This is a genomic window from Streptomyces omiyaensis (assembly GCF_014650895.1).
GTDB lineage: Bacteria > Actinomycetota > Actinomycetes > Streptomycetales > Streptomycetaceae > Streptomyces > Streptomyces omiyaensis.
In genome coordinates, this window is the sequence record NZ_BMVV01000015.1 from 174,693 (window position 1) to 199,680 (window position 24,988).

21 protein-coding genes are annotated in these 24,988 nt (G+C 75.1%); 17 read left to right on the forward strand and 4 right to left on the reverse strand.

Annotation, left to right across the window (positions count from 1 at the left end; translation table 11 throughout):
- Positions 1-16: 16 nt before the first annotated feature.
- The 11 genes from hutU to IE287_RS24200 all read left to right on the forward strand — a co-directional run bounded on the left by hutU (position 17) and on the right by IE287_RS24200 (position 13,478).
- Positions 17-1,735 carry a urocanate hydratase gene (gene hutU, locus IE287_RS24150; protein ID WP_189851266.1) on the forward strand — a complete coding sequence of 573 codons (1,719 nt, stop codon included), beginning with the start codon at positions 17-19 and terminating at the stop codon, positions 1,733-1,735.
- A 17-nt stretch (positions 1,736-1,752) separates the two neighbouring features.
- Positions 1,753-2,943, forward strand: coding sequence for an allantoate amidohydrolase (locus IE287_RS24155; RefSeq protein WP_189851294.1), 1,191 nt, complete (start codon positions 1,753-1,755; stop codon positions 2,941-2,943).
- Positions 2,934-4,271: a formimidoylglutamate deiminase gene (locus IE287_RS24160; protein ID WP_189851267.1), complete on the forward strand. Its 1,338-nt coding sequence runs from the start codon at positions 2,934-2,936 to the stop codon at positions 4,269-4,271. The genes IE287_RS24155 and IE287_RS24160 overlap by 10 nt, the downstream gene beginning before the upstream one ends.
- A 48-nt stretch (positions 4,272-4,319) precedes the next feature.
- Positions 4,320-5,489, forward strand: a complete 1,170-nt coding sequence (gene hutI, locus IE287_RS24165; RefSeq protein ID WP_189851268.1) for an imidazolonepropionase — start codon at positions 4,320-4,322, stop codon at positions 5,487-5,489.
- 85 nt (positions 5,490-5,574) lie between these two features.
- Entirely contained in the window at positions 5,575-6,342 is a 768-nt protein-coding gene (locus IE287_RS24170; protein WP_189851269.1) for a hypothetical protein, read from the forward strand.
- Between the two features lie 157 nt (positions 6,343-6,499).
- Entirely contained in the window at positions 6,500-7,591 is a 1,092-nt protein-coding gene (locus IE287_RS24175) for a GNAT family N-acetyltransferase (protein ID WP_189851270.1), read from the forward strand.
- A gap of 29 nt (positions 7,592-7,620) precedes the next feature.
- A complete protein-coding gene (locus tag IE287_RS24180; RefSeq protein ID WP_373307885.1) occupies positions 7,621-8,898 on the forward strand; it encodes a glycosyltransferase family 2 protein in 1,278 nt (425 codons plus the stop codon).
- Positions 8,895-9,704, forward strand: a complete 810-nt coding sequence (locus IE287_RS24185) for a polysaccharide deacetylase family protein (protein WP_229883682.1) — start codon at positions 8,895-8,897, stop codon at positions 9,702-9,704. Before IE287_RS24180 ends, IE287_RS24185 begins: the two co-directional genes overlap by 4 nt.
- A gap of 112 nt (positions 9,705-9,816) precedes the next feature.
- Entirely contained in the window at positions 9,817-11,850 is a 2,034-nt protein-coding gene (locus IE287_RS24190) for a hypothetical protein (protein ID WP_189851271.1), read from the forward strand.
- A 114-nt stretch (positions 11,851-11,964) separates the two neighbouring features.
- The gene (locus IE287_RS24195) at positions 11,965-12,417 is read left to right on the forward strand and encodes a hypothetical protein (protein WP_229883691.1); all 453 of its coding nucleotides are present in this window, start codon (positions 11,965-11,967) and stop codon (positions 12,415-12,417) included.
- Positions 12,414-13,478 (forward strand): glycosyl hydrolase, encoded by a 1,065-nt coding sequence (locus tag IE287_RS24200; protein WP_229883683.1) that lies wholly within the window; start codon positions 12,414-12,416, stop codon positions 13,476-13,478. The genes IE287_RS24195 and IE287_RS24200 overlap by 4 nt, the downstream gene beginning before the upstream one ends.
- A gap of 1 nt (position 13,479) precedes the next feature.
- On the opposite strand, the gene IE287_RS24205 is transcribed toward IE287_RS24200, so the two are convergent.
- The 3 genes from IE287_RS24205 to IE287_RS24215 form a co-directional block, all read right to left on the reverse strand.
- On the reverse strand, positions 13,480-15,621 hold the full coding sequence (locus tag IE287_RS24205; RefSeq protein ID WP_229883684.1) for a lipopolysaccharide biosynthesis protein: 2,142 nt from the start codon (positions 15,619-15,621) through the stop codon (positions 13,480-13,482).
- On the reverse strand, positions 15,618-16,817 hold the full coding sequence (locus IE287_RS24210) for a DegT/DnrJ/EryC1/StrS family aminotransferase (protein ID WP_189851272.1): 1,200 nt from the start codon (positions 16,815-16,817) through the stop codon (positions 15,618-15,620). Before IE287_RS24210 ends, IE287_RS24205 begins: the two co-directional genes overlap by 4 nt.
- A gap of 193 nt (positions 16,818-17,010) precedes the next feature.
- Positions 17,011-17,904 (reverse strand): RNA polymerase sigma factor SigF, encoded by an 894-nt coding sequence (locus IE287_RS24215; protein ID WP_189851273.1) that lies wholly within the window; start codon positions 17,902-17,904, stop codon positions 17,011-17,013.
- Positions 17,905-18,110: 206 nt separating this feature from the next.
- On the opposite strand from IE287_RS24215, the gene IE287_RS24220 reads away from it, so the two are divergent.
- From IE287_RS24220 to IE287_RS24245, 6 genes are all read left to right on the forward strand, one after another.
- Complete coding sequence (locus IE287_RS24220; RefSeq protein ID WP_189851274.1) at positions 18,111-18,491, forward strand: STAS domain-containing protein; 381 nt, start codon at positions 18,111-18,113, stop codon at positions 18,489-18,491.
- Between the two features lie 79 nt (positions 18,492-18,570).
- Positions 18,571-18,990 (forward strand): ATP-binding protein, encoded by a 420-nt coding sequence (locus IE287_RS24225; protein ID WP_189851298.1) that lies wholly within the window; start codon positions 18,571-18,573, stop codon positions 18,988-18,990.
- 166 nt (positions 18,991-19,156) lie between these two features.
- Complete coding sequence (locus IE287_RS24230; protein ID WP_229883685.1) at positions 19,157-19,846, forward strand: peptidase; 690 nt, start codon at positions 19,157-19,159, stop codon at positions 19,844-19,846.
- The gene (locus IE287_RS24235) at positions 19,843-20,661 is read left to right on the forward strand and encodes a COG1470 family protein (RefSeq protein ID WP_189851276.1); all 819 of its coding nucleotides are present in this window, start codon (positions 19,843-19,845) and stop codon (positions 20,659-20,661) included. Before IE287_RS24230 ends, IE287_RS24235 begins: the two co-directional genes overlap by 4 nt.
- Positions 20,658-21,671, forward strand: coding sequence for a hypothetical protein (locus IE287_RS24240; RefSeq protein WP_189851277.1), 1,014 nt, complete (start codon positions 20,658-20,660; stop codon positions 21,669-21,671). Before IE287_RS24235 ends, IE287_RS24240 begins: the two co-directional genes overlap by 4 nt.
- Positions 21,668-22,987, forward strand: coding sequence for a hypothetical protein (locus IE287_RS24245; RefSeq protein ID WP_229883686.1), 1,320 nt, complete (start codon positions 21,668-21,670; stop codon positions 22,985-22,987). The genes IE287_RS24240 and IE287_RS24245 overlap by 4 nt, the downstream gene beginning before the upstream one ends.
- A gap of 70 nt (positions 22,988-23,057) precedes the next feature.
- Here IE287_RS24245 and IE287_RS24250 read toward each other — a convergent pair whose 3' ends face one another.
- Entirely contained in the window at positions 23,058-24,563 is a 1,506-nt protein-coding gene (locus IE287_RS24250; protein WP_189851278.1) for a peptide MFS transporter, read from the reverse strand.
- Positions 24,564-24,988: the final 425 nt, after the last annotated feature.

Consider the following 24,988-nt stretch of genomic DNA (forward strand, 5'->3'; position numbering starts at 1 on the left):
TCGAGGAGGCACCGCCATGTCAGGACCCCGCCCGCCCGTCTCCCGCCGCCACCCTCAGGCGGGGCCCTCCGGGCCGCGGCCCCGTCTCGTACGGGCCCCGCGCGGTACGGAACTGAGCGCCCTGGGATGGCAGCAGGAGGCCGCCCTCCGGATGCTCCAGAACAACCTGGACCCCGAGGTCGCCGAGCACCCCGACAAGCTCGTCGTCTACGGCGGCACCGGCAAGGCCGCCCGCGACTGGCGCTCCTTCGACGCCATGGTCCGCACCCTGCGCACCCTCAAGCAGGACGAGACCATGCTGGTCCAGTCCGGCCGCCCGGTCGGCGTCATGCAGACCCACGAGTGGGCGCCCCGCGTCCTCATCGCCAACTCCAACCTCGTCGGCGACTGGGCCAACTGGGAGGAGTTCCGGCGCCTGGAGGCCCTCGGCCTCACCATGTACGGCCAGATGACGGCCGGCTCCTGGATCTACATCGGCACCCAGGGCATCCTCCAGGGCACCTACGAGACCTTCGCCGCCGTCGCCGCGAAGAAGTTCGGCGGCACCCTGGCCGGCACCATCACCCTCACCGCCGGCCTCGGCGGCATGGGCGGCGCCCAGCCCCTCGCCGTGACGATGAACGACGGCGTCGCGATCTGCATCGACGTCGACCCGCGCGCCATCGAGCGCCGCATCGAGCACCGCTACCTGGACGTGAAGGCCGACGACCTCGCCCACGCGCTCCGGCTGGCCACCGAGGCCCGCGACGCCCGCCGCCCGCTCTCCATCGGCCTCCTCGGCAACGCCGCCGAGCTGCTCCCGCGGATGCTCGCCGAGGGCGCCCCGGTCGACATCGTCACCGACCAGACCTCGGCCCACGACCCGCTCTCCTACCTCCCGGTCGGCGTGGCCTTCGAGGACATGGCCGACGCCGCCGCCAAGGACCCGGCCGGCTTCACCACCCGCGCCCGCGAGTCCATGGCCCGCCACGTCGAGGCCATGGTCGGCTTCATGGACGCCGGCGCCGAGGTCTTCGACTACGGCAACTCCATCCGCGGCGAGGCCCAGCTGGCCGGCTACGACCGCGCCTTCGCCTTCCCCGGCTTCGTCCCCGCCTACATCCGCCCGCTCTTCTGCGAGGGCAAGGGCCCCTTCCGCTGGGCCGCCCTGTCCGGCGAGGCCTCCGACATCCACAAGACGGACAAGGCGATCCTCGACCTCTTCCCGGAGAACGAGTCGCTGCACCGCTGGATCAAGATGGCCGGCGAGCGCGTCCACTTCCAGGGCCTGCCCGCCCGCATCTGCTGGCTCGGCCAGGGCGAGCGCGACAAGGCCGGCGCCATGTTCAACGACATGGTCGCCGACGGCACCCTCGCCGCCCCCCTCGCGATCGGCCGCGACCACCTCGACTGCGGCTCGGTGGCCTCCCCGTACCGCGAGACCGAGGCCATGCTCGACGGCTCCGACGCCATCGCCGACTGGCCGCTGCTCAACGCCATGGTCAACGTCGCCTCCGGCGCCTCCTGGGTCTCCCTCCACCACGGCGGAGGGGTCGGCATGGGCCGCTCCATCCACGCCGGCCAGGTCTCGGTGGCCGACGGCACCGAGCTCGCGGGCGAGAAGATCCGCCGCGTGCTCACCAACGACCCCGGCATGGGCGTCATCCGGCACGTCGACGCCGGCTACGACATCGCCGAGCGGGTCGCCGACGAGAAGGGCGTCCGCGTCCCGATGCGCGAGGGCGACCAGGCGTGAGCGAGACCTTCCACGCCATGTGGCGGTCGCTGCGGCCCCTCGGCCGCAGCGCCGCCTCCGGCGGCTACCGCCGCTACGCCTGGACGGGCGCCGACGCCGACTGCCGGCTCTGGTTCCGGATGCAGGCCGAGGCCCGCCGCCTGGACGTCGAGACCGACCGCAACGGCAACCAGTGGGCCTGGCTCGGCGACCCTGCGGCCGGCGACGCCGTCGTCACCGGCTCCCACCTGGACTCCGTCCCCGACGGCGGCGCCTTCGACGGCCCCCTCGGCGTCGTCTCCGCCTTCGCCGCCCTCGACGAACTCCGCGCCCGCGGCGTCTCCTTCCGGCGGCCCCTCGCCATCGTCAACTTCGGCGACGAGGAGGGCGCCCGCTTCGGCCTCGCCTGCGTCGGCTCCCGCCTCACCGCCGGCCGGCTGACGAAGGAGCAGGCGTACGAGCTCCGCGACGCCGACGGGATCACCCTCCCGCAGGCCATGGAGGCGGCCGGACACGACCCCTCGCGGATCGGCGCCGACCCGGAGCGGCTCGGCCGCATCCGCGCCTTCGTCGAGCTGCACGTCGAGCAGGGCCGCGCCCTCGACCTCTCCGGCGACGCCGTCGGCATCGCCTCCGCCATCTGGCCGCACGGACGCTGGCGGTACGACTTCGCCGGCGAGGCCAACCACGCCGGCACCACCCGGCTCGTCGACCGCCGCGACCCGATGCTCACCTACGCCGAGACCGTGCTCGCCGCCCGCCGCGAGGCCGAACTCGCGGGCGCCGTCGCCACCTTCGGCAAGATCGCGGTCGAGCCGAACGGCGTCAACGCCATCCCGTCGATGGTCCGCGGCTGGCTGGACGCCCGCGCCGCCGACCAGGGCTCCCTGGACGCCGTCGTGACCGGCATCGAGACCGCCGCCCGGGAGTACGCCGACCGGCACGGCATCGACCTCGCCGTCGTCCGGGAGTCCTTCACCCCGGTCGTGGACTTCTCGCACGCCCTGCGCGACGAGCTGAGCCGCGTCCTCGGGGAGAAGACGCCCGTCCTCGGCACCGGCGCCGGCCACGACGCGGGCATCCTGTCCGAGTCGGTCCCGACCGCCATGCTGTTCGTGCGGAACCCCACCGGCGTCTCGCACTCCCCGGCCGAGTCCGCCGCCGAGGACGACTGCGTGGCCGGGGTCCGCGCACTCGCCGACGTACTGGAGGAGCTGGCGTGCCGCTGACGACGTACTGGCTGGAACACGCCTGGCTCGGCACCTACGCCGAGCCGGGCGTCGCCCTGGAGGCCGCCGACGGCCGGATCACCGCCGTCCGCACCGGCGTCGACGCCCCGCCGCCCGGCGCCGTCGTCCTGCGCGGCTTCACGGTCCCGGGACTGGCGAACGCCCACAGCCACGCCTTCCACCGGGCCCTGCGCGGCACCGTCCAGGTCGGCTCCGGCACCTTCTGGACCTGGCGCGAGGTCATGTACGGCGTCGCCCAGCGGCTCACCCCGGACTCCTACTTCGCGCTCGCCCGGGCCGTCTACGCCGAGATGGCGCTGGCCGGCGTCACCGCCGTCGGCGAGTTCCACTACCTCCACCACGGCCCCGGCGGCACCCCCTACGCCGACCCCAACGCCATGGGCGAGGCCCTGATCGCGGCGGCCCGCGAGGCCGGCATCCGCATCACCCTCCTCGACACCGCCTACCTCTCCGCCGGCTTCGGAGCCGCCCCCGAACACCACCAGCTCCGCTTCTCCGACGGCACCGCCGAGCGGTGGGCCGAGCGGGCGGGCGCGCTGAAGGACCGGGACGGCGTACGGATCGGAGCGGCGATCCACTCCGTCCGGGCCGTCCCCGCCGACCAGCTGTCCACCGTCGCCCGCTGGGCCGAGGAGCGGCGGGCGCCCCTGCACGTCCACCTCTCCGAGCAGACCGCCGAGAACGAGGCCTGCCACGCCGCCCACGGCGTCACCCCGACCCGGCTCCTCGCCGACCACGGCGTCCTCGGCCCCCGCACCACCGGCGTCCACAACACCCACATGACCGACGCCGACATCGCCCTCGTCGGCTCCACCTCCACCGGCACCTGCATGTGCCCCACCACCGAACGCGACCTCGCCGACGGCATCGGCCCCGCCACCGCCCTCCAGAAGGCCGGCTCCCCGCTCTCCCTCGGCAGCGACAGCCACGCCGTGATCGACCTCCTGGAGGAGGCGCGCGCCATGGAGCTGAACGAGCGGCTGCGCACCCACATCCGGGGCCACTGGACCGCCGCCGCGCTGCTCCGCGCCGCCTCCGCCGACGGCCACGCGGCGCTCGGCTGGTCCGACGCGGGCGCCCTGGAGCCCGGCGCCCTCGCCGACTTCACCACGATCGCCCTCGACACCGTCCGCACGGCGGGCCCGCTGCCGCGCCTCGCCCCGGAGACGGCCGTCTTCGCCGCGAGCGCGGCCGACGTCCGCCACGTGGTGGTCGGCGGCCGCACCGTGGTCCGCGACGGCGTCCACGTCTCCGTCCCGGACGCGGCGGGAGCCCTGGCGGACGCGATCGCCGCCCTGCGGGACTGACCCCGGCCACGGCCCGCCCACCCCCCACGCCCCTACCGGAGAGCACCCATGACGACCACGGTCATCACCCACATCGGCAGCCTGGTCACGAACGACCCCGCCGTCGGCGAAGGCCTCCTGGGCCTCGTCGAGGACGCCGCCCTCGTCCTGGACGGCGACCGGGTCGCCTGGGCGGGCCCCGCCGCGCAGGCTCCGGCCGCCGACCGCCGGGTCGACGCCGGCGGCCGCGCCGTCCTCCCCGGCTTCGTCGACTCCCACTCCCACCTCGTCTTCGCGGGCGACCGCACCGCCGAGTTCGACGCCCGCATGTCCGGGCAGCCCTACCGGGCGGGCGGCATCCGCACCACCGTCGCCGCCACCCGCGCCGCCACCGACGCCGAGCTGTCGGCGAACGTGGCCCGCTACCTCCGCGAGGCCCTGCGCCAGGGCACCACCACCTTCGAGACCAAGTCCGGCTACGGCCTGACCGTCGAGGACGAGGCCCGCGCGCTGCGCATCGCCGCCGAGCACACCGACGAGGTGACCTACCTCGGCGCCCACATCGTCTCCCCGGACTTCGCCGACGACCCGGCGGCCTACGTCGACCTCGTCACCGGCGCGATGCTGGACGCCTGCGCCCCGCACGCCCGCTGGGTGGACGTCTTCTGCGAGAAGGGCGCCTTCGACGGCGACCAGGCCCGCGCGATCCTCACCGCCGGCAAGGCGAAGGGCCTCCTGCCGAGGATCCACGCCAACCAGCTCTCGTACGGCCCCGGCGTCCAGCTCGCGGTCGAGCTGGACGCGGCGAGCGCCGACCACTGCACCCATCTGACGGACGCGGACGTGGACGCGCTGGCCTCCGGGAACACGGTCGCCACCCTCCTCCCCGGTGCCGAGTTCTCCACCCGGGCGCAGTGGCCGGACGCCCGCCGCCTCCTCGACGCGGGCGTGACGGTCGCCCTCTCCACGGACTGCAACCCGGGCTCCTCCTTCACCTCGTCGGTGCCCTTCTGCATCGCCCTCGCCGTCCGCGACATGGGCATGACCCCCGACGAGGCCGTCTGGTCCGCCACCGCCGGCGGCGCGGCGGCCCTGCGCCGCACCGACGTCGGCCGCCTCTCCGCCGGCGCCCGCGCGGACCTCGCGTTCCTCGACGCCCCCTCCCCCGTCCACCTGGCCTACCGGCCGGGCGTCCCGCTGGTGTCGGAGGTCTGGCGCGCAGGCGTCCGCGTCGCATGACGCACCGGCAACCCGGTGGTGCGCACGGGGCCGTTGAGTAGCGGTACTCATGTGGGCGGTCGGGTCCCGCCCGCATGATTCCGGCATGCCCACTCCGCAGCGCCTCCTCACGACCGTCGCCCTGACCGCCGCCGCCCTCGGCGCCCTGACCCTGACCGCCTGCGGCACGCAGGGCGCCGCGGGGAAGCCCGCGCCGGCGGCGCTGTCCGCGACGCCGTCCGCGACCCCGTCGCCCCGCATGCTCTCCGGCGAGGAGCTGGAGAGGCACCCCGACCCGACGGTGCGGGCCCAGGCCGTCGCCATCCGCATCACCAACACCTGCGCCCCGGGTACCGCGAGGGAGCTGCCCCCGCTGCCCGCGGTGACCGACCTCGCGGAGGAGGTGAAGGGACCCCCGGGCGGCGAGCAGCCGCCGGTCCCCGCCGAGCCGCCGGTCCCCGCCGAGCCACCGACCCCCGCCGACGTGCCCGTCCCGCTCCCCACGGACCTGCCCGAGCCGCCCGGCGTCGACGCGCCCGCCTCCTACGACGAGGTGCCCCTGGACAAGGTCGACCGGTGCGCCGCCGACGCGCACGCCGACCGCGTCCGCGCGGCCTTCGCCGCCGGCCCCCCGGCCGACGAGGCCGCCCTGCGGAAGGCGCTGGCCGGCGCCGACTACCTGCCGGAGAACGTCCACCGGATGCCCGGCGGCGGCGCCCTCCGGGTCCGCGTCGACCTCCGCGACCTCTCCCCGAACGACAACCTGGCCCTGGAGGTCACCGCCACCGCCGGCGGCGTGCGCGTCGACGCCTTCGGCGCCCCGACCGGGCGCGACCGGGAGATCACCGAGATCCGCCGCACCGGCAGGACCTGACCGCTACGCCCCCGGCGCCCGCCCCCGCCCCACCCGTGCTCCGGTCACCCTCGTCCCCCTCCGTGATCCAAAGGGCGAGTATGCCTGCCGGGGAGGGGTTCGGGCCGGTACCTTCCTGTCCAGAAGGTGCTCGGGGGATGACCGGGGGGTCGGCTAGGTGAGTGCGTGGCGGGTGCGGGTCGTGCGGCCGGGGGAGCTGGGCGAGCGCGAGATCGAGGCGTGGCGCGAGCTGCGGGCCGGGTCCGGTGCTCCCGCGAACCCCTTCATGGAGCCGGAGTTCACCCTCGCCGTCGGAGCCGTACGCCCCCGCTCGCGGGTCGCCGTCTGGTGGGAGGGCGACGAGCCCGTCGGCTTCTTCCCCCACGAGAAGGGCCCGTTGGGGCGCGGCCGGGCCATCGGCTTCGGCGTCTCCGACAGCCAGGGCGGCATCTTCCGGCCCGGACTGCGGCCCGGCGCACGGGCGCTGCTCCGCGCCTGCGGCCTCGTCCTCTGGGAGTACGACAACCTGGAGACCGGGCAGCCCGTCTTCGAGGGCGCCGCCGACGAGTCCTTCGCCTCGCCCGTCATCGACGTCGGCGAGGGGTACGAGGCCTACGAGGCGCTGCTGCGCGTCCAGTCGCCGAAGTTCCTCAGGACCACCCTCGCCAAGGACCGCAAGCTGGCCCGGCAGTCCGGCGCCGAGCTGCGGTTCGTCTTCGACGAGCGCGACCCGGCCGCCCTGCGCACCCTCATGGAGTGGAAGTCCGCCCAGTACCGCAGGACCGGCCGCGGCGACCGCTTCGCCCAGGAGTGGATCAGCGCCCTGGTCCGCCGGCTCCACGAGCAGCGCGCGCCCGGCTGCTCCGGCGTCCTGTCCGTGCTGTACGCCGGGGACCGCCCCGTCGCCGCCCACTTCGGCCTGCGCTCGGCGACCGTCCTGTCGTGCTGGTTCCCCGCCTACGACCCCGCGTACGCCAAGTACTCCCCGGGCCTCGTCCTCCATCTGCGGATGGCCGCCGGCGCGGCGGAGGCGGGCATCGGCATGCTCGACCTCGGGCGCGGCGCCGCCGAGTACAAGGACTCCCTGAAGACCGGCGAACTCACCGTCCACGAGGGCGCCGTCACCCGCCCCGACCCGCGCACCGTCCTGCACCGGCTGCGCCGCGAGCCGGTCCGGGCGGTCCACGCCTACGTCCGCGAGCGCCCCGCCCTGGCGGCCCGCGCCCGAGAAGCCCTGAACACCGTCGCCCGCCTCAAGGGCGACCGGTAGCCGCAGGTGTACGTCCCTGGGGGAACCCCGTGAACCAGCAGCCCGCCATATCCGTCGCCGAGCTGGAGCTCGACGCGTCCGGCGCCGCCGTCGGCCTGCGCGCCGCCCCCGGCGCCCCCGAGCCCGTCCCCGGCGAGGTCTACGCCCTCGTCCGGGTCGACGGGCGCCCCGCCGCCACCGTCCTCGGCCGGTACGAGGAGGGCGAGGACCCCGCCCGGGTCCTCGCCGCGCTCGCGGCCGCACGGCTCGCGGAATCCGCCGCGCCCCGCGCCGACGCCGAACGGCTCGCGGCGGCGCGGGGCCCGGCGGAGGACGTCGTCCCGCCCCGCGCCTCCGTGGTCGTCGCCACCCGCGAGCGCCCCGCCTCCCTCGCCCGCGCGCTCGACTCGCTGCTCGCCCAGGACCACCCCGACCACGAGCTGATCGTCGTCGACAACGCCCCCGCCACCTCCGCCACCCACGACCTGGTGACGACGGAGTACGCGGGCCGGGTGCGGTACGTGCGGGAGGACCGGCCCGGCCTGGCCGCCGCCCACAACGCCGGGGTCGCCGCCGCCGGCGGCGAGGTGCTGGCCTTCACCGACGACGACGTGATCGCCGACCCGCGCTGGCTGGGCGCGCTCGCCGCGCCCTTCGCCGCCGATCCCGGGCTCGGCTGCGTCACCGGCCTCATCCTGCCCGCCCGGCTCACCACCCCCGCCCAGATCCTCCTGGAGTCCCACGGCGGCTTCGCCAAGGGCTTCGCGCCCCGGCTGTACGACCCGGCCCGGCCGCCCGCCGACGAGCCGCTGTTCCCGTTCACCGCGGGCAGCTTCGGCTCCGGCGCCAACATGGCCTTCCGGGCCTCCGCGCTCCGCCGCGCGGGCGGCTTCGACCCCGCCACCGGCACCGGGACCCCGGCGAAGGGCGGCGACGACCTGTACGCCTTCGTCGCCGTCCTCGCCGCCGGGCACCGGCTCCGCTACACCCCCGACGCCCTCGTCTGGCACCACCACCGCGAGACCTGGCAGGACCTGAGGAACCAGGCGTACGGCTACGGCGCCGGTCTCACCGCGTACCTCACCGCCACGCTGGTCCGCCGTCCCGCCCTGCTGCCCGCGCTCCTCGCCCGGGTGCCGCGCGGCCTCGCCCACGCCCGGACCATGACGGCCGGACGCGGCGCGGCCGACGGCGACGGCGTGCCCGGCGAGCACGGCACCCGGCACCACCCCTGGCCCACGTCCCTCTCCCGCCTCGAACGCCGCGGCATGCTCTACGGCCCCGTCGGCTACCTCAAGGCGCGTCTCTCCCCGGGAGCCCCCCGATGAACGGCGCCCCCGCGCACACCCGCATACCGGTCCTCCTCTACCACCCGGTGATGGACGACCCGCCGTCCTGGATCGCCGAGTTCACCGTCACCCCGAGGCAGTTCGCCTCGCACCTGGACGCCGTCACCGGAAGCGGCCGCACCCCCCTCACCGTCGGCGCGCTCGTCGGCCACCTCGCCGCCGGCACCCCGCTGCCGCCCCGGCCCGTCGTCCTCACCTTCGACGACGGCTTCGCCGACCTCGCCGGGCCCACCGCGGAGGCGCTCGCCGCCCGCGCGCTGCCCGCCACCGCCTACCTGACCACCGGCGCCCTCGCCCCCGGCCGGCCCTGCCTGCTGCCGCCCGCGCCGATGATGACCCTGGACCAGGCCCCGCGCCTGGAGGAGTACGGCATGGAGGTCGGCGGCCACACCGTCAGCCACCCCCAGCTCGACACCCTCCGGCCGGCCGCGCTCCGCTCCGAACTGCGCGACTCCAAGGCGGAGCTGGAGGACGTCCTCGGCCACGAGGTGCGCCACCTCGCCTATCCGCACGGCTACAACAGCCCCGCCGTCCGCCGGGCCGCGAAGGCCGCCGGCTACGCCTCCGCCGTCGCCGTCCGGCACGCGCTCAGCTCCCGGACCGACGAGCTCTTCCGGATCGCCCGGCTCATCGTCCGGCGGAGCCACACCGCCGCCGACGTCGAGGCCTGGATGGAGGGCACGGGCGCCCGCTCCGCCCCGTACCCCGACTCGCTCCCCACCGTCGGCTGGCGCCTCTACCGCAGGGCCCGGGCACGGGTGAAGGGGCCCGAGTTCGCGGGCTGAGCGGTTTTCCGGATCGTCAGGAATCGTCGCCGCGGCGGGAGTTGTGCCACCGCGCAGAACCGAAGTACGTTCCCTTGCTTCGTCACAGGGGACCGTGGGGGGAGAGGGCTTCGTGCAGCACGACCAGGAGTCGAGAGCGGTGAGCGAGGGGACCGGGCCGGACGGCCGGGAGCAGGGGGCGGCCACGGCCACGGCCGACACCGCGCCACCCCGCCCGGAGGAACCGGCCGGCACCCCGGATGATCCGGCCGGCGCCGCGCCGCCCCGCGCGGAGGAACCGGCCGGCACCCCGCCCGCCCCGGAGGATCCGGCCGGCGCCGCGCCGCCCCGCCCGCCCGCGGGCACCGCCCGGGGCCTCGCCGCGCTCCGCGGCCCGGCCGCCCTCGCCCTCGCCCCGCTGCTCGTGGCCGCGGCGCTCTGGCTCTGGTCGCTGTCCCGGATCGGCTTCCGGAGCATCGACGAGTTCGGCCTCCTCGACCGCTTCCCGGTCTCCTTCTACGCCTCGCTGGTCGTCCTCACCCTCGGCTTCGTCCTCACCCTCCGCCGTGCCGGCACCGCGCCCGCCTGGCCCGCCGTCTACAGCGTGGCCATGCTCTTCGCCCTCAAGGCGCCGCCCGCGATCCTCTACGACACCGTCCGCTACGCCTGGGCCTCGAAGCACGACGCGATCATCACCCGGCTCCTCGCCGAGGGCACCGTCCACCCCGGCGCCGAGCTGACCGGCGGCATGTCCGCCTACGACCAGTGGCCCGGCTTCTTCGCCCTCGACGCCGCCCTCGTCCGGGCCTTCGGCGTCGAGGCCGCCGCCTCCTTCATCAACTGGGCGCCGGTCGTCCTCGGGCTGCTCACCCTGCCCCTGCTGCTGCTCGTCTACCGCACCTTCAGCGACGACTGGCGGCTCGTCTGGACCGCCGTGTGGATCTTCCAGCTGGCGAACTGGGTGGGCCAGGACTACCTCTCCCCGCAGGGCTTCTCCTACCTGCTGTACCTGACCGTCCTCGCCGTCGTCGTCCGCCACTTCGTGCGGCCCGGCTCGGCCGGACCGCTGCGCGACCGCGCCTTCCTCGACCCGGCCGCAGCCGCCGTCCCGCCGGCCACCACCGCCCGCCGGCGGGCCGTCGCCGTCGTCCTCCTGGTCCCGGTCGTCGCCGCCGTCAACGCCTCGCACCAGCTCACCCCGCTCATGCTCTGCATGACCCTGGCGGCGCTCTGCCTCACCCGCCGCTACCGCAACCTCGGGCTGCTCGCCGTCTCCGGCGCCCTCATGCTGGCCTGGTACCTGACCATGGGCCGGGAGCTCTTCCTCGGCACCCTCGCCACCCTCCGGGAGAAGCTCGGCGACCTGCTCGGCAACTCCCGCCCCGGCTTCGCCGGCGACCCCACCGGGCCCGGCCCGGAGCTGGTCGGCAACGCCAACGTCCTGATGATCCTCGTCCTCGGCGGGCTCGCCGTCGCGGCCGTCCTGCTCCGCCGCCGGCTGGCCCGCAGCGCCCTGCCGCTGATCCTCGCCGCCGGCGCCTCCGCCCCGCTCGTCGCCGTCAACGACTACGGCGGCGAGATGATCTTCCGGGTCTACCTCTTCGGCCTGCCCGGCGCCGCCTTCTTCGCCGCCGCCGCGATCGTGCCCGCCGCCGGGGCCGCGAGCCGGGCCGCGCTCGCCGCCCGCCGGGCCGCCGTCGTCGCCCTGCCCCTCGCCCTGGTCGCCATGCTGGCCGGCTTCCTGCCCTCGTACTACGGCAAGGAGGGCATGCACTACGTCCAGCCGGGCGAGATCGAGCTCACCCGCCGCGCCTTCGACCGGGCCCCCGAGGGCGCGCTGGTCCTCGCCGCGACCGGCGCCTTCACCGACGCGTACTACCGCTACGACCGCTACGAGCGCTGGTTCTTCACCGAGCAGGAGGTCGACGAGAACCTGCGGATGCTGAAGGACCCGGCGGGCTACCTCGCCGGCGGCATCCCCGCCGGGCGCCCCGCCTACGTGATCCTCACGCCCACCCAGGCCGAGGCCGTCATCGGTGAGGGCTACCTGCCGCCGGGCGGCTTCGCCACCCTGACCGACTCCCTGAAGAAGTCCCCGCTCTTCGCGGTGGTCGAGGAGAGCCGGTTCGGGGTCGTGCTGCGCTACCGGCCCACCACCACCGGCTGAACCCGCCACCGGCCGGGCCCGCCACCGGCAGACCTCGCCACCGGCCGGGTCCGCCCCGCCGCCCCGACCCCGCCGCCCCGCCCGCACCGACCCGACCGAAGGAGCCGGCACACCATGGCCCGCCCACGCCTGACGACCCCGCTCGCGCGCAGCAGAGCCGCCCTCGCCGCCTCCGGCTGGGTCGCGCTCGCCGTCACCGCCCTGCCCGGCGGCTCGCCGCTGCGCTGGATCCCCGTCCTCGCCTTCGTCGGTCTCGCGCCCGGCCTCGCCCTGCTGCTCCCGCGGCCGGCCGCCCCGCGCCCCGGCGCCGGCCTGGAGCTCTTCGCCTTCGCCGCCCCGCTCAGCCTCTCCCTGGCCACGCTCACCGCCACCGGGCTCTTCCTCGCCGCCGCCTTCTCGGTCGGCGCCTTCCTCGGGATCCTGGCCGGCTTCGTCACCGTGGCCGCCCTGCTGCCCGGCGTGCCGCTGCCCGCCGCCGGCTCCGGCCCCGAGGAGCCCGGGCCGGACGCGCGGCCGGCCGGCACCGCCTTCCGGTTCCGCGAACGGGGTCGGGACGGCACCGGGTGAACGGGCGGCACACGCGGGGCGGCGGAGCCACCGGCCGGATCGCGGTGGCGCTCGCGGCCGCCGGGGCGCTGACCGCCGGGATCGGGGTGTGGGCGGCCCTCGGCGAGGACGACGACCGCTGTCTCCCCGACGCCCGCCTGGTGGCGCCGTGCGGGGCCTGGTGGGGCGCCTACGTTCCGCACGACGCGGACAGCTCGCTGACCCGGCCGGTGTACGCCTTCGAGGAGAGGATCGGCCGCAGGCTGGACCTCGTCTACACGTACCACGACATGTCCGGGAGTCCCGAGGACGGCACCCTGCTCACCCCCGACGAGGTGGAGCTCGGCCGGGACCGGCTCCTGATGCTCGCCTGGGAGTCCACGGTCTGGACCGAGAAGCACCACGCCAACTGGACCGAGAAGCAGCTCGGCTGGAAGAACATCGCCTCCGGCCGCTACGACGCCTCCGTCATCGACCCGCAGGCCCGGCGCCTCAAGGAGTACGGCAAGCGGGTCTTCTTCTCCTTCGACCAGGAGGCCGACTTCCGGATCCCGGAGGGCGCGGGCACCCCCGAGGAGTACGTCGCCGCCTATCGCCACCTCCACGACCGCTTCCGCGAGCTCGGCGTCACCAACGTGGTGTGGGTGTGGACCGTCTCCGGCTGGACCGGGAACGCCGCCACGATGAAGGCGCTCTACCCGGGCGACGCCTACGTCGACTGGATCGGCATGGACCAGTACAACTACTACCTCTGCCACAAGTCGCCCGACTGGCTGGACTTCGAGAAGAGCCAGCGCCCGGGCTACGACTGGCTGAGGAAGAACGTCTCCGCCGACAAGCCGATCATGTTCTCCGAGTTCTCCACCGCCCCCGACCCGGACCGCCCCGAACGGCAGCGCGAGTGGTACGAGAAGATCCCGGAGGTCGCGCCGAGCCTGCCGGAGGCCAAGGCGTACGTGCACTGGAACCGGGCCGTGCCGGGGCCCGGGTGCGACCTCACGGTGAACTCCGGTCCGGCACTGGAGGGATACCGGACCGCCGGGCGGGCCCCGTGGTTCAGGCAGCCGCTGCCCGAGCGCTGACTCAGGCGCGCAGGCCCCGGATCGCGTACGCCGCCATGGTGATGCCGGCGAGGCCGAGGAGCGGCGGGAGGGGGGCCCCGGCGAGGAACTGCTGCCCCGCCCAGCCGGCCCACACCAGCACCCACACCACCCCGGCCGTGGTCCGCCCGCGGGCCCCCAGCACCCGCAGCAGCGCGGCGGCGACCAGCAGGCACAGGGCCTGCGCCACCACCGGCGCCGCCCGGGCCGCCGGGCCCGTGCCGAGGAGCTCCGCGCCCGGGCCCGCGGCGACCGGCGGGAGCAGGCCGAGCAGCGGCGGCGCGGAGTGCAGGGCCAGGAAGGTGGCCAGCAGCACGGCCGCCGCGTAGCCGCCGTGGAAGGCGCGCGGCACGACCGCCGCGCCCAGGAGCGCGACCAGCGCGAGACCGGCCGCCAGGGTCGGCGCCGGCAGCGCGGTCAGCAGCTCCGTGCCGGACAGCGGGTCCGGGCCGAGCGGCTCGGCGACCGCCAGCGGCAGCCAGAAGGCCACCGCCGCCACCCCGAGCAGCGCCCACCGGACGGGCCCCGACCGGTCCCGCGCCGGCGGGGGCGGCGGGGGCGGCGGTGCCGTCCGGCGGGCCGGGGCGGGTGCGGGCGGGTGGGGCCGGGGCACGAACACCGGGATGCCGAACGCGGGCGTCACCGTGTCCTGGGCCGCGGTGGTGCGCAGGTAGGCGCTCTGCCGGGCCCAGTTGGTGCCGTAGTAGTCGTCGTCGTAGGGGGCGGCGGCCGCGGCGGCGGCGGTGTCGGCGGCGGGGGAGGCGTCCTGTGCCGTCGGTCCGCCCCGCGCGGTCCGGCCCCTCAGCACCGCGCGCAGTCCCGGCACGCACACCAGGCCCATCACCGTCATCCCGCCGAGGACCGCCCAGCCCGCCCCGCTGATGCCGTACGGGCCGAGCAGCACGGCCGCGCTGCCCAGCACCAGGACGCACATGCCGGCCTGGACGGCGGCGAGCACGCCGGTGCGGCCCTGGACGCGCAGGACGCCGATGTACAGCTCCACGGCGACCCGGGGGAGCGCGCCGGCGGCGAGCAGCCGCAGCACCGTGGAGCCGTTGTCGGTGTACCCCTGGCCGAAGGGGGCGAGGATCAGCGGCGCGAAGAGGACCAGGACGAGGACGACCGGGACGAGCAGCAGCACCATCCGGCGCAGCGCGCCCCGGACCCCCTCGGCGAGGGACTCGGGACTGTGGGAGGCGTGCGCGGTGAGCGAGGAGGCCATGTTGATGGCCATGAACTCCATGGTGCCGCCGACGGTGTACGCCGTGTAGAAGAAGGCGTTGTGCGCGGCGTCGAAGCGGACCGCGACCATGACCGGCAGCAGGCTGATCATGACGAGGCTGAAGAAGGCGCCGACCGCGTCCCCGGCGACGAACCGCCCGATCTCGCGGTACGTGGGGGGCTCGCGGTCCCGGTCGGCGCGGGCCTGCTGCGGGATGAGCCGGCGGAAGACCAGCCAGGCCAGCGGGATCGTGGAGAGCGCGATCGCCGCGGCCCAGGAGACGAAGACGCCGAGGACGGGCAGGGCGGCGGCGAGGACGACGAGCAGGACCAGCTTGCCGACGGAGAAGACGGCGTTGCCCACCGGCACCCAGAAGGCCTTCCGCAGGCCGGTGAGGACCCCGTCCTGGAGGGTGAGCAGCGCCCAGCCGACGGAGGAGAGGGCGAAGAAGATCCCGGCGGAGAGGGTGCCGAGCGGGGCGTACGAGGGTCCCCACCAGTCCAGGGTGAGCAGGAAGATCCCGGAGGCGGCGGCCACCACGACCGTGCTGAGCAGGTAGAGGCGGACCACGAGCGGGCCGGTGGCGCGGCCGGCCCGGGGGACGTAGCGGACGACCGCGCCGGAGAGGGTGGTCGCGGTGATGGAGGCGAGCATCCGCTGGGCGGCGATGGCGGCGGAGCCCTGCCCGACGGCCTCCTCCGTGTAGTAGCGGGCGGCGACCAGCCAGAAGCCGAGGCCGAGGGCGGCGGAGACGCCGGTGGAGAGCATGAGGGCGTAGGCGTTGCGGAAGAGCGAGTCCTCGCCGGTGGAGCCGCCGTCGCCGCCCTTCGCCTCGGTGGTCCCGCCGCCGGGCTGCCCCGGGGCGTCCGGGTCGGCGCCCCGGGTCCGTACGGTCTCGGTCACCGGGCGCCGCCGAGGGCGGGCGAGGGGACGGCGGGGCGGGCTCCGCGGGCGCGCAGCGCGGCGAGCGCCTCGTCGGCGCGGCGCGGGTCCACGGGCAGGGCGTGCCGGGCGAACCAGGCGGCGCCCTCCGGGGCGGGGGAGGGGTCGGTGAAGGCCTCCCCGGCGTAGGCGTCGAGCGGCGGGTCGTAGAGGTAGCCGACGGTGATCCGGCGGCGGGCGAGCGCGGCGACGGCGGCGTCCCGGTCCTCGACCAGGAGCGGCACCCGGAAGAGCGGCGGGACCTCGCCGCCGGCGGGGAGGCCCCGGCCGGAGTACTCGCTCGCGAGGAGGCGGGCGGTGCCGGCGCGGTGGGCGTCGAGGACGGTGTCGAGGGCGGCGAGCCTGCGGCGGGTGCGGGCGAGCCGGGCGGCGCCGGGGCGGAGCCGGTAGGTGTGCATGTCGACCCGTATCCAGGAGTCGAAGGGATCGAGGGCGGGTGCCGCGCCGAGCGCCCGGGTCAGCTCGTCGGGGCGTAGCGGCATCCGGATCCCCGGCCGTTCGTGCAGGCCGGCGGCGCGCAGGGCGGCGTGCGCGGGCCGGGCCAGGCGCAGTCCGCGGGCGGCGGACTCGGCGTGGGGGCGGAGCAGGTAGGCGATCTCCTTCGCGAGCCGGGCGGGGCGCAGCAGGGCGTCCCGTTCGGCGGCGAGGGCGTCGCGCTCCGCCGGGTCGGCGACGGAGAGGAAGCCCCCGGTCTTGGCGCCGGTGTGCTTGGAGAGGCTGAAGACGGAGGCGTCGCCCCAGGTGCCGACGGGGCGGCCGCCGACGGTGGTGCCGACGGCGTGGGCGGCGTCCTCCAGGAGGGGGATGCCGAGCCGGTCGCAGCGGGCGCGCAGTTCGGGTGCCGGGTCGGGGTTGCCGTACAGGTTGGTGGTGAGGACGGCGGAGAGCCCGGACCAGACGGAGTCGGGCACGGCGGCCGGGTCGAGGGAGCCGTCGCGCGGGTCGAGCGGGGCCTGGACGGGGCGGAGTCCGGCGGCGAGCACCACGAAGAAGATGACGTCGTCGTTGACGGGCGACATCAGCACCCGGCCGCCGGGCGGGCACCAGCGGCGCAGCGCGAGGTAGAGGCCGAGGCGGCAGGACGGCACGTGGAGGCACGCGCGGCCGCCCAGCCGTGCGCGCATGTGTTCTTCCAGCTCCGCGTACGCAGAAACCATGACAGATTCCCCCCTGAATCCCCGGGCTCAATGTCGCCCATTCCGGACGGTCCGTCAACAACGGTCCGGCCGGCCTCCCCGCCGTGCTCGCGCGGAAGGGCCCGTCCGGGTCGATCGACCGTGAACGGGCCCTTTCCGTCGCCATTTTGGCGGTTCGGGGGAGCCGGTGGGGGCGGTTCCTCCAGAGAGGCGGTCATTCCTCCAGGGTCAGGCCGCGGCGCAGCCTGGCGAGGGTGCGGGAGAGCAGCCGGGAGACGTGCATCTGGGAGATGCCGAGCTCGGCGCCGATCTCCGACTGGGTGAGTCCGGTGACGAACCGCAGGGAGAGGATGAGCCGTTCGCGTTCGGGCAGCGAGGCGATCATCGGCTTGAGGGAGGCGATGTACTCGATGCCGGTCAGGCCGTGGTCCTCGTAGCCGAGCCGGTCGGCGAGGGTGGTGTCGTTCTGCCCGTGGTCGTCGTCCTCGGTCTGGGCGTCGAGGGAGGCGGCGGTGTAGGCGTTGCTGGCGGCCATGCCCTCGACGACCTCGTCCTCGGTGCGTCCGAGTTCGGCGGCGAGTTCGGCGACGGTGGGCGCCCGGTCGAGGCGCTGGGAGAGCGCGTCGCCGGCCCGGGCCAGGTCGAGGCGGAGCTCCTGGAGCCTGCGGGGCACGTGCACGGACCAGGAGGTGTCGCGGAAGAAGCGCTTGATCTCGCCGATGATCGTCGGCATCGCGAAGGTGGGGAACTCCACTCCGCGGGAGAGCTCGAAGCGGTCGATGGCCTTGATGAGGCCGATGGTGCCGACCTGGACGATGTCCTCCATGGGCTCGCTGCGGGTGCCGAAGCGGGCGGCGGCGAAGCGGACCAGGGCCAGGTTGAGTTCGACGAGGGTGTTACGGACGTACGCGTACTCGTGGGTGCCTTCCTCCAGCACGGCGAGCCGGGCGAAGAGGTCCTTCGAGAGGGCCCGCGCGTCGGCGGGGGCGACCCGGTCGAGGGGGCCGTCGAGCGCCGGGTGCGGCGCGGGTGTGGGGTCGGCGGGACGGGGAAGGCGTGCTGTCGACGGCGCGGTGGGGGTGCGCGTGGCGTCGAGCCGGGGTGACATGGGTCTCCTCCAGGGGTGGGTGTCCGGTGCGGTGTGCGGTGCCTCCAGGCCGGCTGAATCGGGTGTCACCTCTAGCCCTACCCGCTCGGCGGTGATCGTTGCAAGTGCCAATAATCCGTTATGGGCGCTTTGCGGTGGCCTCGTGTGCGCCGGAAGGCGCCCCCCTAGTAGGGTTCCTGGCAAGTCGAGCGAGGAGGGACCCGACCATGGATCGCCAGCACATCGGCAGTGCGCAGCAGCCCGAGCGCCTGCGGGTCGAGGCAAGGGCCGTGGACGGCGAAGCGGAACTCCTCGTACCGGTGGGTGAGCTCGATCACCACACCGCCGAACTGCTGAGGGTCCCGCTCGACGCGGCCCTCGACGCCGGCCGCGTCCGGCTCGTCGTGGACTGCGCGGGGCTCGGCTTCTGCGACTCGACCGGGCTCAACGTGCTGCTCTCGGCACGGCTCCGGGCCGAGGCCGCCGGCGGCGGGGTCCACCTCGTGGCCATGCGGCCCGCGGTGGCCCGGGTCTTCCGGATCACCGGCGCGGAGGCCGTCTTCACCGTGCACGACACCCTCGCCACGGCCCTCCCCGGATCGGGCTGACGCCGGGCCACCCGCGCGCCGCCCCCCGCCCCCCGCCCCCTGCCCCTGCTGTCTCGTCGACCGGTGAGGTGAAGTGATGATGGACCAGGCTTCCGACGTCCGTACGCTCGCGCTCGGCGAGACCAGCGGCACGGTCCCGCTCGCCCGAGACTTCACCCGGACCGCGCTGACCGAGTGGGGCTGGCTGCCCGCCGCCACCGCCGACCGCCGCGCCGCCGCCGAGGACGTCCTGCTGGTCGTCTCCGAACTCGTCACCAACGCCTGCCTGCACGCCGAGGGCCCCGAGCGGCTCCGGGTGGTCCGCCTCACCCGTTCCGTCCGCCTGGAGGTCACCGACCGCGGCGCGGGGCAGCCCGCGCCGCGCACCCCGCACCGGGCCGGACGCCCCGGCGGACACGGCATGTTCATCGTCCAGCGGCTCTGCCTGGACTGGGGCATCGAGCGGATCCCGGGCGCCCCCGGCAAGACGGTCTGGGCCGAACTCTCCTCTCCCGCCTGAGGGTCGCCCGCGTTCCCGGCGCGGGCACCGCAGGACTTTCACCGTCGCCCTTCTTCCCTCCGTACGGCCCCGGGCGTACCTTGACGCCCAATCTGATGGGACGTCAGGAAATTGCGGTGAGGGGTCGAGGGTGGACAGGAAGCCGAACCGGAGGAGGACGGCCGCCGTGCTCACGGCCGCCGTCGCGGTCTGGGCACCGGCCGGCCTGGCCGCCGCGCCCGCCGCCCGCGCCGAGGTCGTCGACGTGACCTACGCGTGCACGACCAAGATCGGCGACCGCGGCGCCGTCTCCCCCGTGGACATCACGGCCGAGCGGAAGGGCGACGCCTACACGCTCACCATGACCTTCGACAAGGGCGTCTCCGACAGCCCCGTCGAACTCCCCAAGGGCGTCATGACCCCCCGAGCCGACCTGGTCCTCGGCGGCGACGACCGGGGCACCGTCAAGGTCACCGGCACCCCCAACGCCGCCGCCATCCCCGCCTTCACCCCGATCAGGATCGGCACCCTCACCGGCACCTACACGCCGAAGCGCAACGGCACGGTCACCTTCACCGCCGGACTGCTCACCGTCCACGCCCTCGGCATGGACGCCGCCGTCTGCACCGCCGCGAACAAGCCCGCCCCCTCCCTCGCGCTCACCGTCACCGGCCTCCCCGGACAGGACGAGGAGCCCCCCGCGGACCCCGGGGGGACCGACGGGGCCGACGGCCTGCCCGGCGGCGAACTGCCCAGGACCGGCGGCCTCCCCACCACCACCGCCCTCGCCACCCTCGGCGGCACCGTCCTCCTCGGCGGCGTCGGCGGACTCCTCTGGCTCACCCGCCGTACCCGCACCCGTCCGGCCCGCCCGTGACCAGGGCCCGGTACGCGCTCCTCGCCGCCGCCGCCGTCCTCGGCACGCTCGCCGCCGCGCCCCCCGCGCCCGACGGGTGGACCGCGGCCCCCGCCGCCGGACGGCCCTACGCCTACCTCGAAGGACCGGCCGGCAGCGTCCTGGAGGACACCCTCTCCGTCACCAACCCCGGCGCCCGCCCGCTCACCGTCACCCTCACCGGCGAGGGCCCCGCCGCCGTCGCCTTCGCCGCCCGCACCGTCACCGTGCCCGCCCGCACCCGCGCCGACGTGCCCTTCGCCGTCACGCTCACCGCCGCCACCCCGCCCGGCGAACACCGCGGCACGGTACGGGCCTCGGCCGGCGGCCGGCGGACCGACGTCGACCTCCGGCTGAAGGTCAGCGGCCCGCGGCTCGCCGCCCTCACCGTCGAGGACGCCCGGGTCGACCGCGCCACCGGCACCCTCCACTACACCCTCGTCAACCGCGGCAGCACCGTCCTCGACCGGCCCCGCCTCGCCGTCCGCGCCGACGGCCTCCTCGGCACCCTCCTCGACCGCCCCGGCCAGGCCCTGCCGCTCACCCTGCGCCCCGGCGAGCGCGCCGCCCGCACCGCGCCCTGGCCCGACCCGCCCGCGCTCGACTCCGTCACCGTCCGGCTCACCGCAACCGCCCCGGGAGCCACCCCCGCCACCGCCACCGCCGAGACCGTCTTCGCCTCCGGGCCCGCCCTCGCCTCCGCCGCCGCGGTGCTGCTCGCGGCGGCGGGCGGCGCGGCCCGCGCGGTCCGGCGCCGGGACCGGGACCGGCGGCGCACGAAGGGAGCACCCGCATGAGACCGGCCGCCCCCCGCGCCCGTGCGGCCCTGGCCGCGCTGCTCACGGCCCTCGCCCTCGCCCTGCTCCCCGCCGTGCCCGCGCACCCCGCCCCCGCCGAGGGCGACCCCGCCGTGGCCGTCTCGCAGAACGAGGCGGCCAAGGGCGGCGAGATCACCGTCAGCGGCACCGGCTGGAAGGCCGGCGCGCTGCTGATGGTGCTGCTCTGCGGCCAGGGCACCCCGGAGAAAGGCGTCGTCGGCGGCACCAACTCCTGCGCCAACACCGACGGCCGGGCCGCCACCGTCGACCCGCGCGGCGCCTTCAGCGTCAAACTGCCGGTCGTCGCCCCGCCCCGGCCCTGCCCCTGCGTCGTCCACGTCTCCGGCGTCACCGGACAGCAGGACGTCGTCGACGCGGCCCTCGCCGTCGCCGGGCACGCCACCGCCCCGCTCCCCGACGCCGCCGGCGACGGGCGGCTCGCCGTCCTCACCGCCGCCCGGCTCGACGGCTCCGGAGGCGTGCTGACCTGGTTCGGCGCGCCACCGGCCCGCACCCTCGTCCTCACCGTCGGGAACCTCGGCACCGCGCCCGTCCGCGACCCGGTCTTCACGGTCGGCACCGCCCGCGGCGTCCTCGCCCCCACCGACGAGGAGCACCGGTGGAGCGGCACCATCGCGCCGGGGCAGAAGGCCCGCATCGAGCTGGAGGTCGAGCTCCCCGCCGGAGCCCACGGCGACCACCGGGTCTCCGTCTCCTACGGCGGGAAACTGCTGGCCGAACAGCCCTGGCGGGTGGGCCGCCCCTGGGGAGTGGTCCTCTTCTGGGCCCTGCTCGCCGTGGTGGTGCCCGCCGCCCTCTTCCGGATCGGCATGGTCCTCGTCGACCGGGCCGGCGGCCGGAACCGCCACTCCGTCCCCGTCCCCGTACCGGCGGACGCGGACGGCCCCGGGACGACCGCGGTCCTGCCGTGGTTCCTCCCCGACTCCGCACCGTCCGAGAACAGTCCGACGACGAAGGGACATTCGTGAGCACGCAACGGAGGACGATCGCGGCCGGGGTCGCGCTGATGCTGGGCGGTGCGGGGATCCTGCTGTCCGCCGGCCCCGCCCGGGCCGCCCAGATCTCGTTCGCGACGGAGTGCATCCCGCCGTCGATCTCCGGCCTCCCGCCGGTCCAGGGCACCACCACCGTGCTGGTCACCGCGCCCGCGACCGCGAAGGTCGGCGACACCGTCGAGGTCGTCTGGAAGACCGTGAAGCCCGCCTCCAAGAACCCGGGCTTCATCGACCTGGGCGAGAACACCGTCAAGCCGACCGGCACCATGAAGGTCGGCGGGGCGCAGAGCGGCACGGTCTCCATGACGGGCCCCCGGCAGAACCCGCCGATCCCCAAGAACACCGACATGAAGCTGCCCGAGATGAAGGGCACCCTGAAGCTGACCGAGGCCGGCGACGTCACCCTGACGCCCGACGCCTACACGATCAACGTGTCGAAGCCGATGTCCACGGACACCACGTGCACGCCGAAGCAGCAGGTCCCGGTCGGCGCCACGATCAAGGTGACCGACGGCGGGGGCGGCTCGGGCTCCGGCAGCGGCTCGGGCTCCGGGTCCGGCTCCGGGGGCTCCGACGGCGGCGGCTCCGGGGGCGGGCAGACCGACTTCCCGGGCAAGGAGGTCGCGGTGGCCTTCACCTGTACGTCCCCCGGCCCGGCCACGATCGACTCCAAGGTCACCATCAGCGCCCGGAAGAACGGCGGCGCCTACGACCTCACGGTCAAGACGGCCAAGAACGTCATGAACAGCCCGGCCCCGCTGCCCGCGAAGGCCCTGACGCCCACCATGGACATCAGGATCGGCGGGGACGACGGCGGAACCGTCAAGGTCACCGGCGCGCCCAACCCCACCGCGCTCAAGATGAACGACCCGGTGAGCCTCACCGACATGAAGGGCACCTACCGCCCGGGCGCCACCGGCAAGGCGACGCTCTCCCCGGGCACGCTCACCATCTCGGTGGTCCTCGCCGCGGGCGCCGACCCGATCAAGATCCCCTGCCAGGTGAAGGGCGCGGTCGCCGCCTCCCTCACCCTGGACACCGCCAAGCAGTCCGGCGGCGCCTCCGGCTCCTCCGACAACGGAGGATCGGACAACGGCGGCTCGGACGGCGACGGAGGCGACGGCAACGGGGGCAACGGCCCGGGCGGCGGCGGGAACCTCGCCGAGACCGGCGCGGAGGGGGACGGCGCGCTGCGCGCCCTCGGCCTCGTCGCCGGCACGGTGATCCTCCTCGGCGGCGCGGTCTTCACCTTCACGCCGTGGCGCGGGCTGGCCCGGCGCGCGCGCTAGGCCGCGGACACGGGACGGCCCCGGCACACCGTGGGGTGTGCCGGGGCCGTCCCGCGCGTGGCGTCCGGCGTCAGTGGACGTCGCCCATGAGCGCCTGGACCTTCTTGCGGTACATGAAGACCGCGAGGCCGGCGACGACCGCGAGGCTCGCCTCCATGGCGATCACCCCCGTGCCGTTGAGGTCCACACCGGCCAGCGAGAGCAGACCCGTGGTGCAGTCACCGGCGGTGACGGCGAGGAACCAGACGCCCATCATCTGGGAGGCGTACTTCTGCGGCGCCATCTTCGTGGTGACCGAGAGGCCGACCGGGGAGAGGCACAGCTCGCCGATGGTCTGGATCATGTAGATCGAGACGAGCCACATCGGGGAGACCTTGGTGCCGTCGCCCGCCATGTTCATCGGGACGACGAAGACGAAGAACGAGGCGCCGACCAGGACCAGGCCCATCGCGAACTTCACGATGGTGTTCGGCTCCTGGTTCTTGCGGGCCAGCCACAGCCACAGCCAGGCGAAGACCGGGGCCAGCGCCATGACGAAGAGCGGGTTCAGGGACTGGTACCAGGTGGCCGGGAAGCCGAAGCCGAGGACGGTGTCGGCGGTCTTGCCGTCGGCGAAGAGCGACAGGGTCGAGCCGCCCTGGTCGTAGATCATCCAGAAGACGGCGGCGGCGACGAAGAACCAGATGTAGCCGGTCATCTTCGACTGCTCGGTCTTCGACAGGTCCTTGTCGCGCTTGATGCGGACGAGGACGGCGACCGGGATGATCAGGCCGGCGAGGGTGATCGGGACGATCGCCCAGTTCAGGGTGTACATCCCCAGGGCCACGACGACGCCGTAGAAGACGGCGGCGACGACCAGCACGGTGGCGACCTTGACCAGGACGCTCTTGCGCTCGGCCGGGCTCAGCGGGTTGGGGACGACGTTGCTCTTCGGGCTCAGGTTCTTCGTGCCGATGAGGAACTGGACCAGGCCCAGGCCCATGCCGACCGCGGCGAGCGCGAAGCCGAGGTGCCAGTTGACCTTCTCGCCGACGGTGCCGACGACGAAGGGGGCGACGAAGGCGCCGAGGTTGATGCCGATGTAGAAGAGGGTGAAGCCACCGTCACGGCGCGGGTCGTCCGGGCCGTCGTAGAGGTGGCCGACCATCGTCGAGATGTTGGCCTTCAGCAGACCGGAGCCGGCGGCGACGAGCGCCAGGCCGACGAAGAACATCGCCTGACCCGGCAGCGCCAGGGACAGGTGACCGGCCATGATCACGAAACCGGCGATCGCGACGGTCTTGCGCGCGCCCCAGACGCGGTCGCCGAACCAGCCGCCCGGCATGGCCATCAGGTAGACCATCGACACGTACACGGAGTAGATCGCCGTGGCCGTAGCGGCCGTCATGGCCAGTCCGCCACCCTGGCTGCCGGTCGCCGCGTCGGCGCCGCCGGAGACCAGGTACAGGACGAGAAGCGCCCGCATGCCGTAGTAGGAGAAACGCTCCCACATCTCGGTCATGAAGAGGGTGGCGAGGCCGCGGGGATGCCCGAAGAAGGTCTTCTCCGAACCCGCGGGAACGGTCGTTGCCGCCATGTCGATCCTTGCTCTGTCGGGACGCGACGCCTCGTGAGCGTGATGCGCCCGGTGGGGGGTGGCCGGCACCGGCCGGGACGTACGAGCCCCGCCCGGGATCCACGCCCCGCCGCGCGTCGTCGCGCCGCGGGACCCGGCCCACAGGTCGTTCACCGTCTACCGGGCCGGCCGAGCCGACCCTGAGCAGAAAAGAGGACCTTGGCTGACGAAGCAGTCCAAAGGTCCCCGATTACCGCCACAGACGTCTCGCCACCATACGACACGACAGTGCCGGATATGGAAGGACTTGAGAGATGGATCACAGGTGACCATGGAACCAACAAGCGCTATTCCAAGGTGATAGCCAGGTTACGCGCCCTGCTTCGGAGGCGGCCGGAGCCGGTCGCGGGCGCCGCGCGATCTCGCCCCGGCCCGGCACCCGTGCG

Excerpts from the sequence above, each read along its gene's own strand:
- IE287_RS24225 (WP_189851298.1), top strand. The coding sequence starts at position 18,571 with ATGGACCAGGCTTCCGACGTCCGTACGCTCGCGCTCGGCGAGACCAGC.
- IE287_RS24220 (WP_189851274.1), top strand. The coding sequence starts at position 18,111 with ATGGATCGCCAGCACATCGGCAGTGCGCAGCAGCCCGAGCGCCTGCGG.
- hutU (WP_189851266.1), top strand. The coding sequence starts at position 17 with ATGTCAGGACCCCGCCCGCCCGTCTCCCGCCGCCACCCTCAGGCGGGG.
- IE287_RS24210 (WP_189851272.1), bottom strand. The coding sequence starts at position 16,817 with ATGGTTTCTGCGTACGCGGAGCTGGAAGAACACATGCGCGCACGGCTG.
- IE287_RS24155 (WP_189851294.1), top strand. The coding sequence starts at position 1,753 with ATGTGGCGGTCGCTGCGGCCCCTCGGCCGCAGCGCCGCCTCCGGCGGC.
- IE287_RS24170 (WP_189851269.1), top strand. The coding sequence starts at position 5,575 with ATGCCCACTCCGCAGCGCCTCCTCACGACCGTCGCCCTGACCGCCGCC.
- IE287_RS24185 (WP_229883682.1), top strand. The coding sequence starts at position 8,895 with ATGAACGGCGCCCCCGCGCACACCCGCATACCGGTCCTCCTCTACCAC.
- IE287_RS24250 (WP_189851278.1), bottom strand. The coding sequence starts at position 24,563 with ATGGCGGCAACGACCGTTCCCGCGGGTTCGGAGAAGACCTTCTTCGGG.
- hutI (WP_189851268.1), top strand. The coding sequence starts at position 4,320 with ATGACGACCACGGTCATCACCCACATCGGCAGCCTGGTCACGAACGAC.
- IE287_RS24240 (WP_189851277.1), top strand. The coding sequence starts at position 20,658 with ATGAGACCGGCCGCCCCCCGCGCCCGTGCGGCCCTGGCCGCGCTGCTC.
- IE287_RS24195 (WP_229883691.1), top strand. The coding sequence starts at position 11,965 with ATGGCCCGCCCACGCCTGACGACCCCGCTCGCGCGCAGCAGAGCCGCC.
- IE287_RS24215 (WP_189851273.1), bottom strand. The coding sequence starts at position 17,904 with ATGTCACCCCGGCTCGACGCCACGCGCACCCCCACCGCGCCGTCGACA.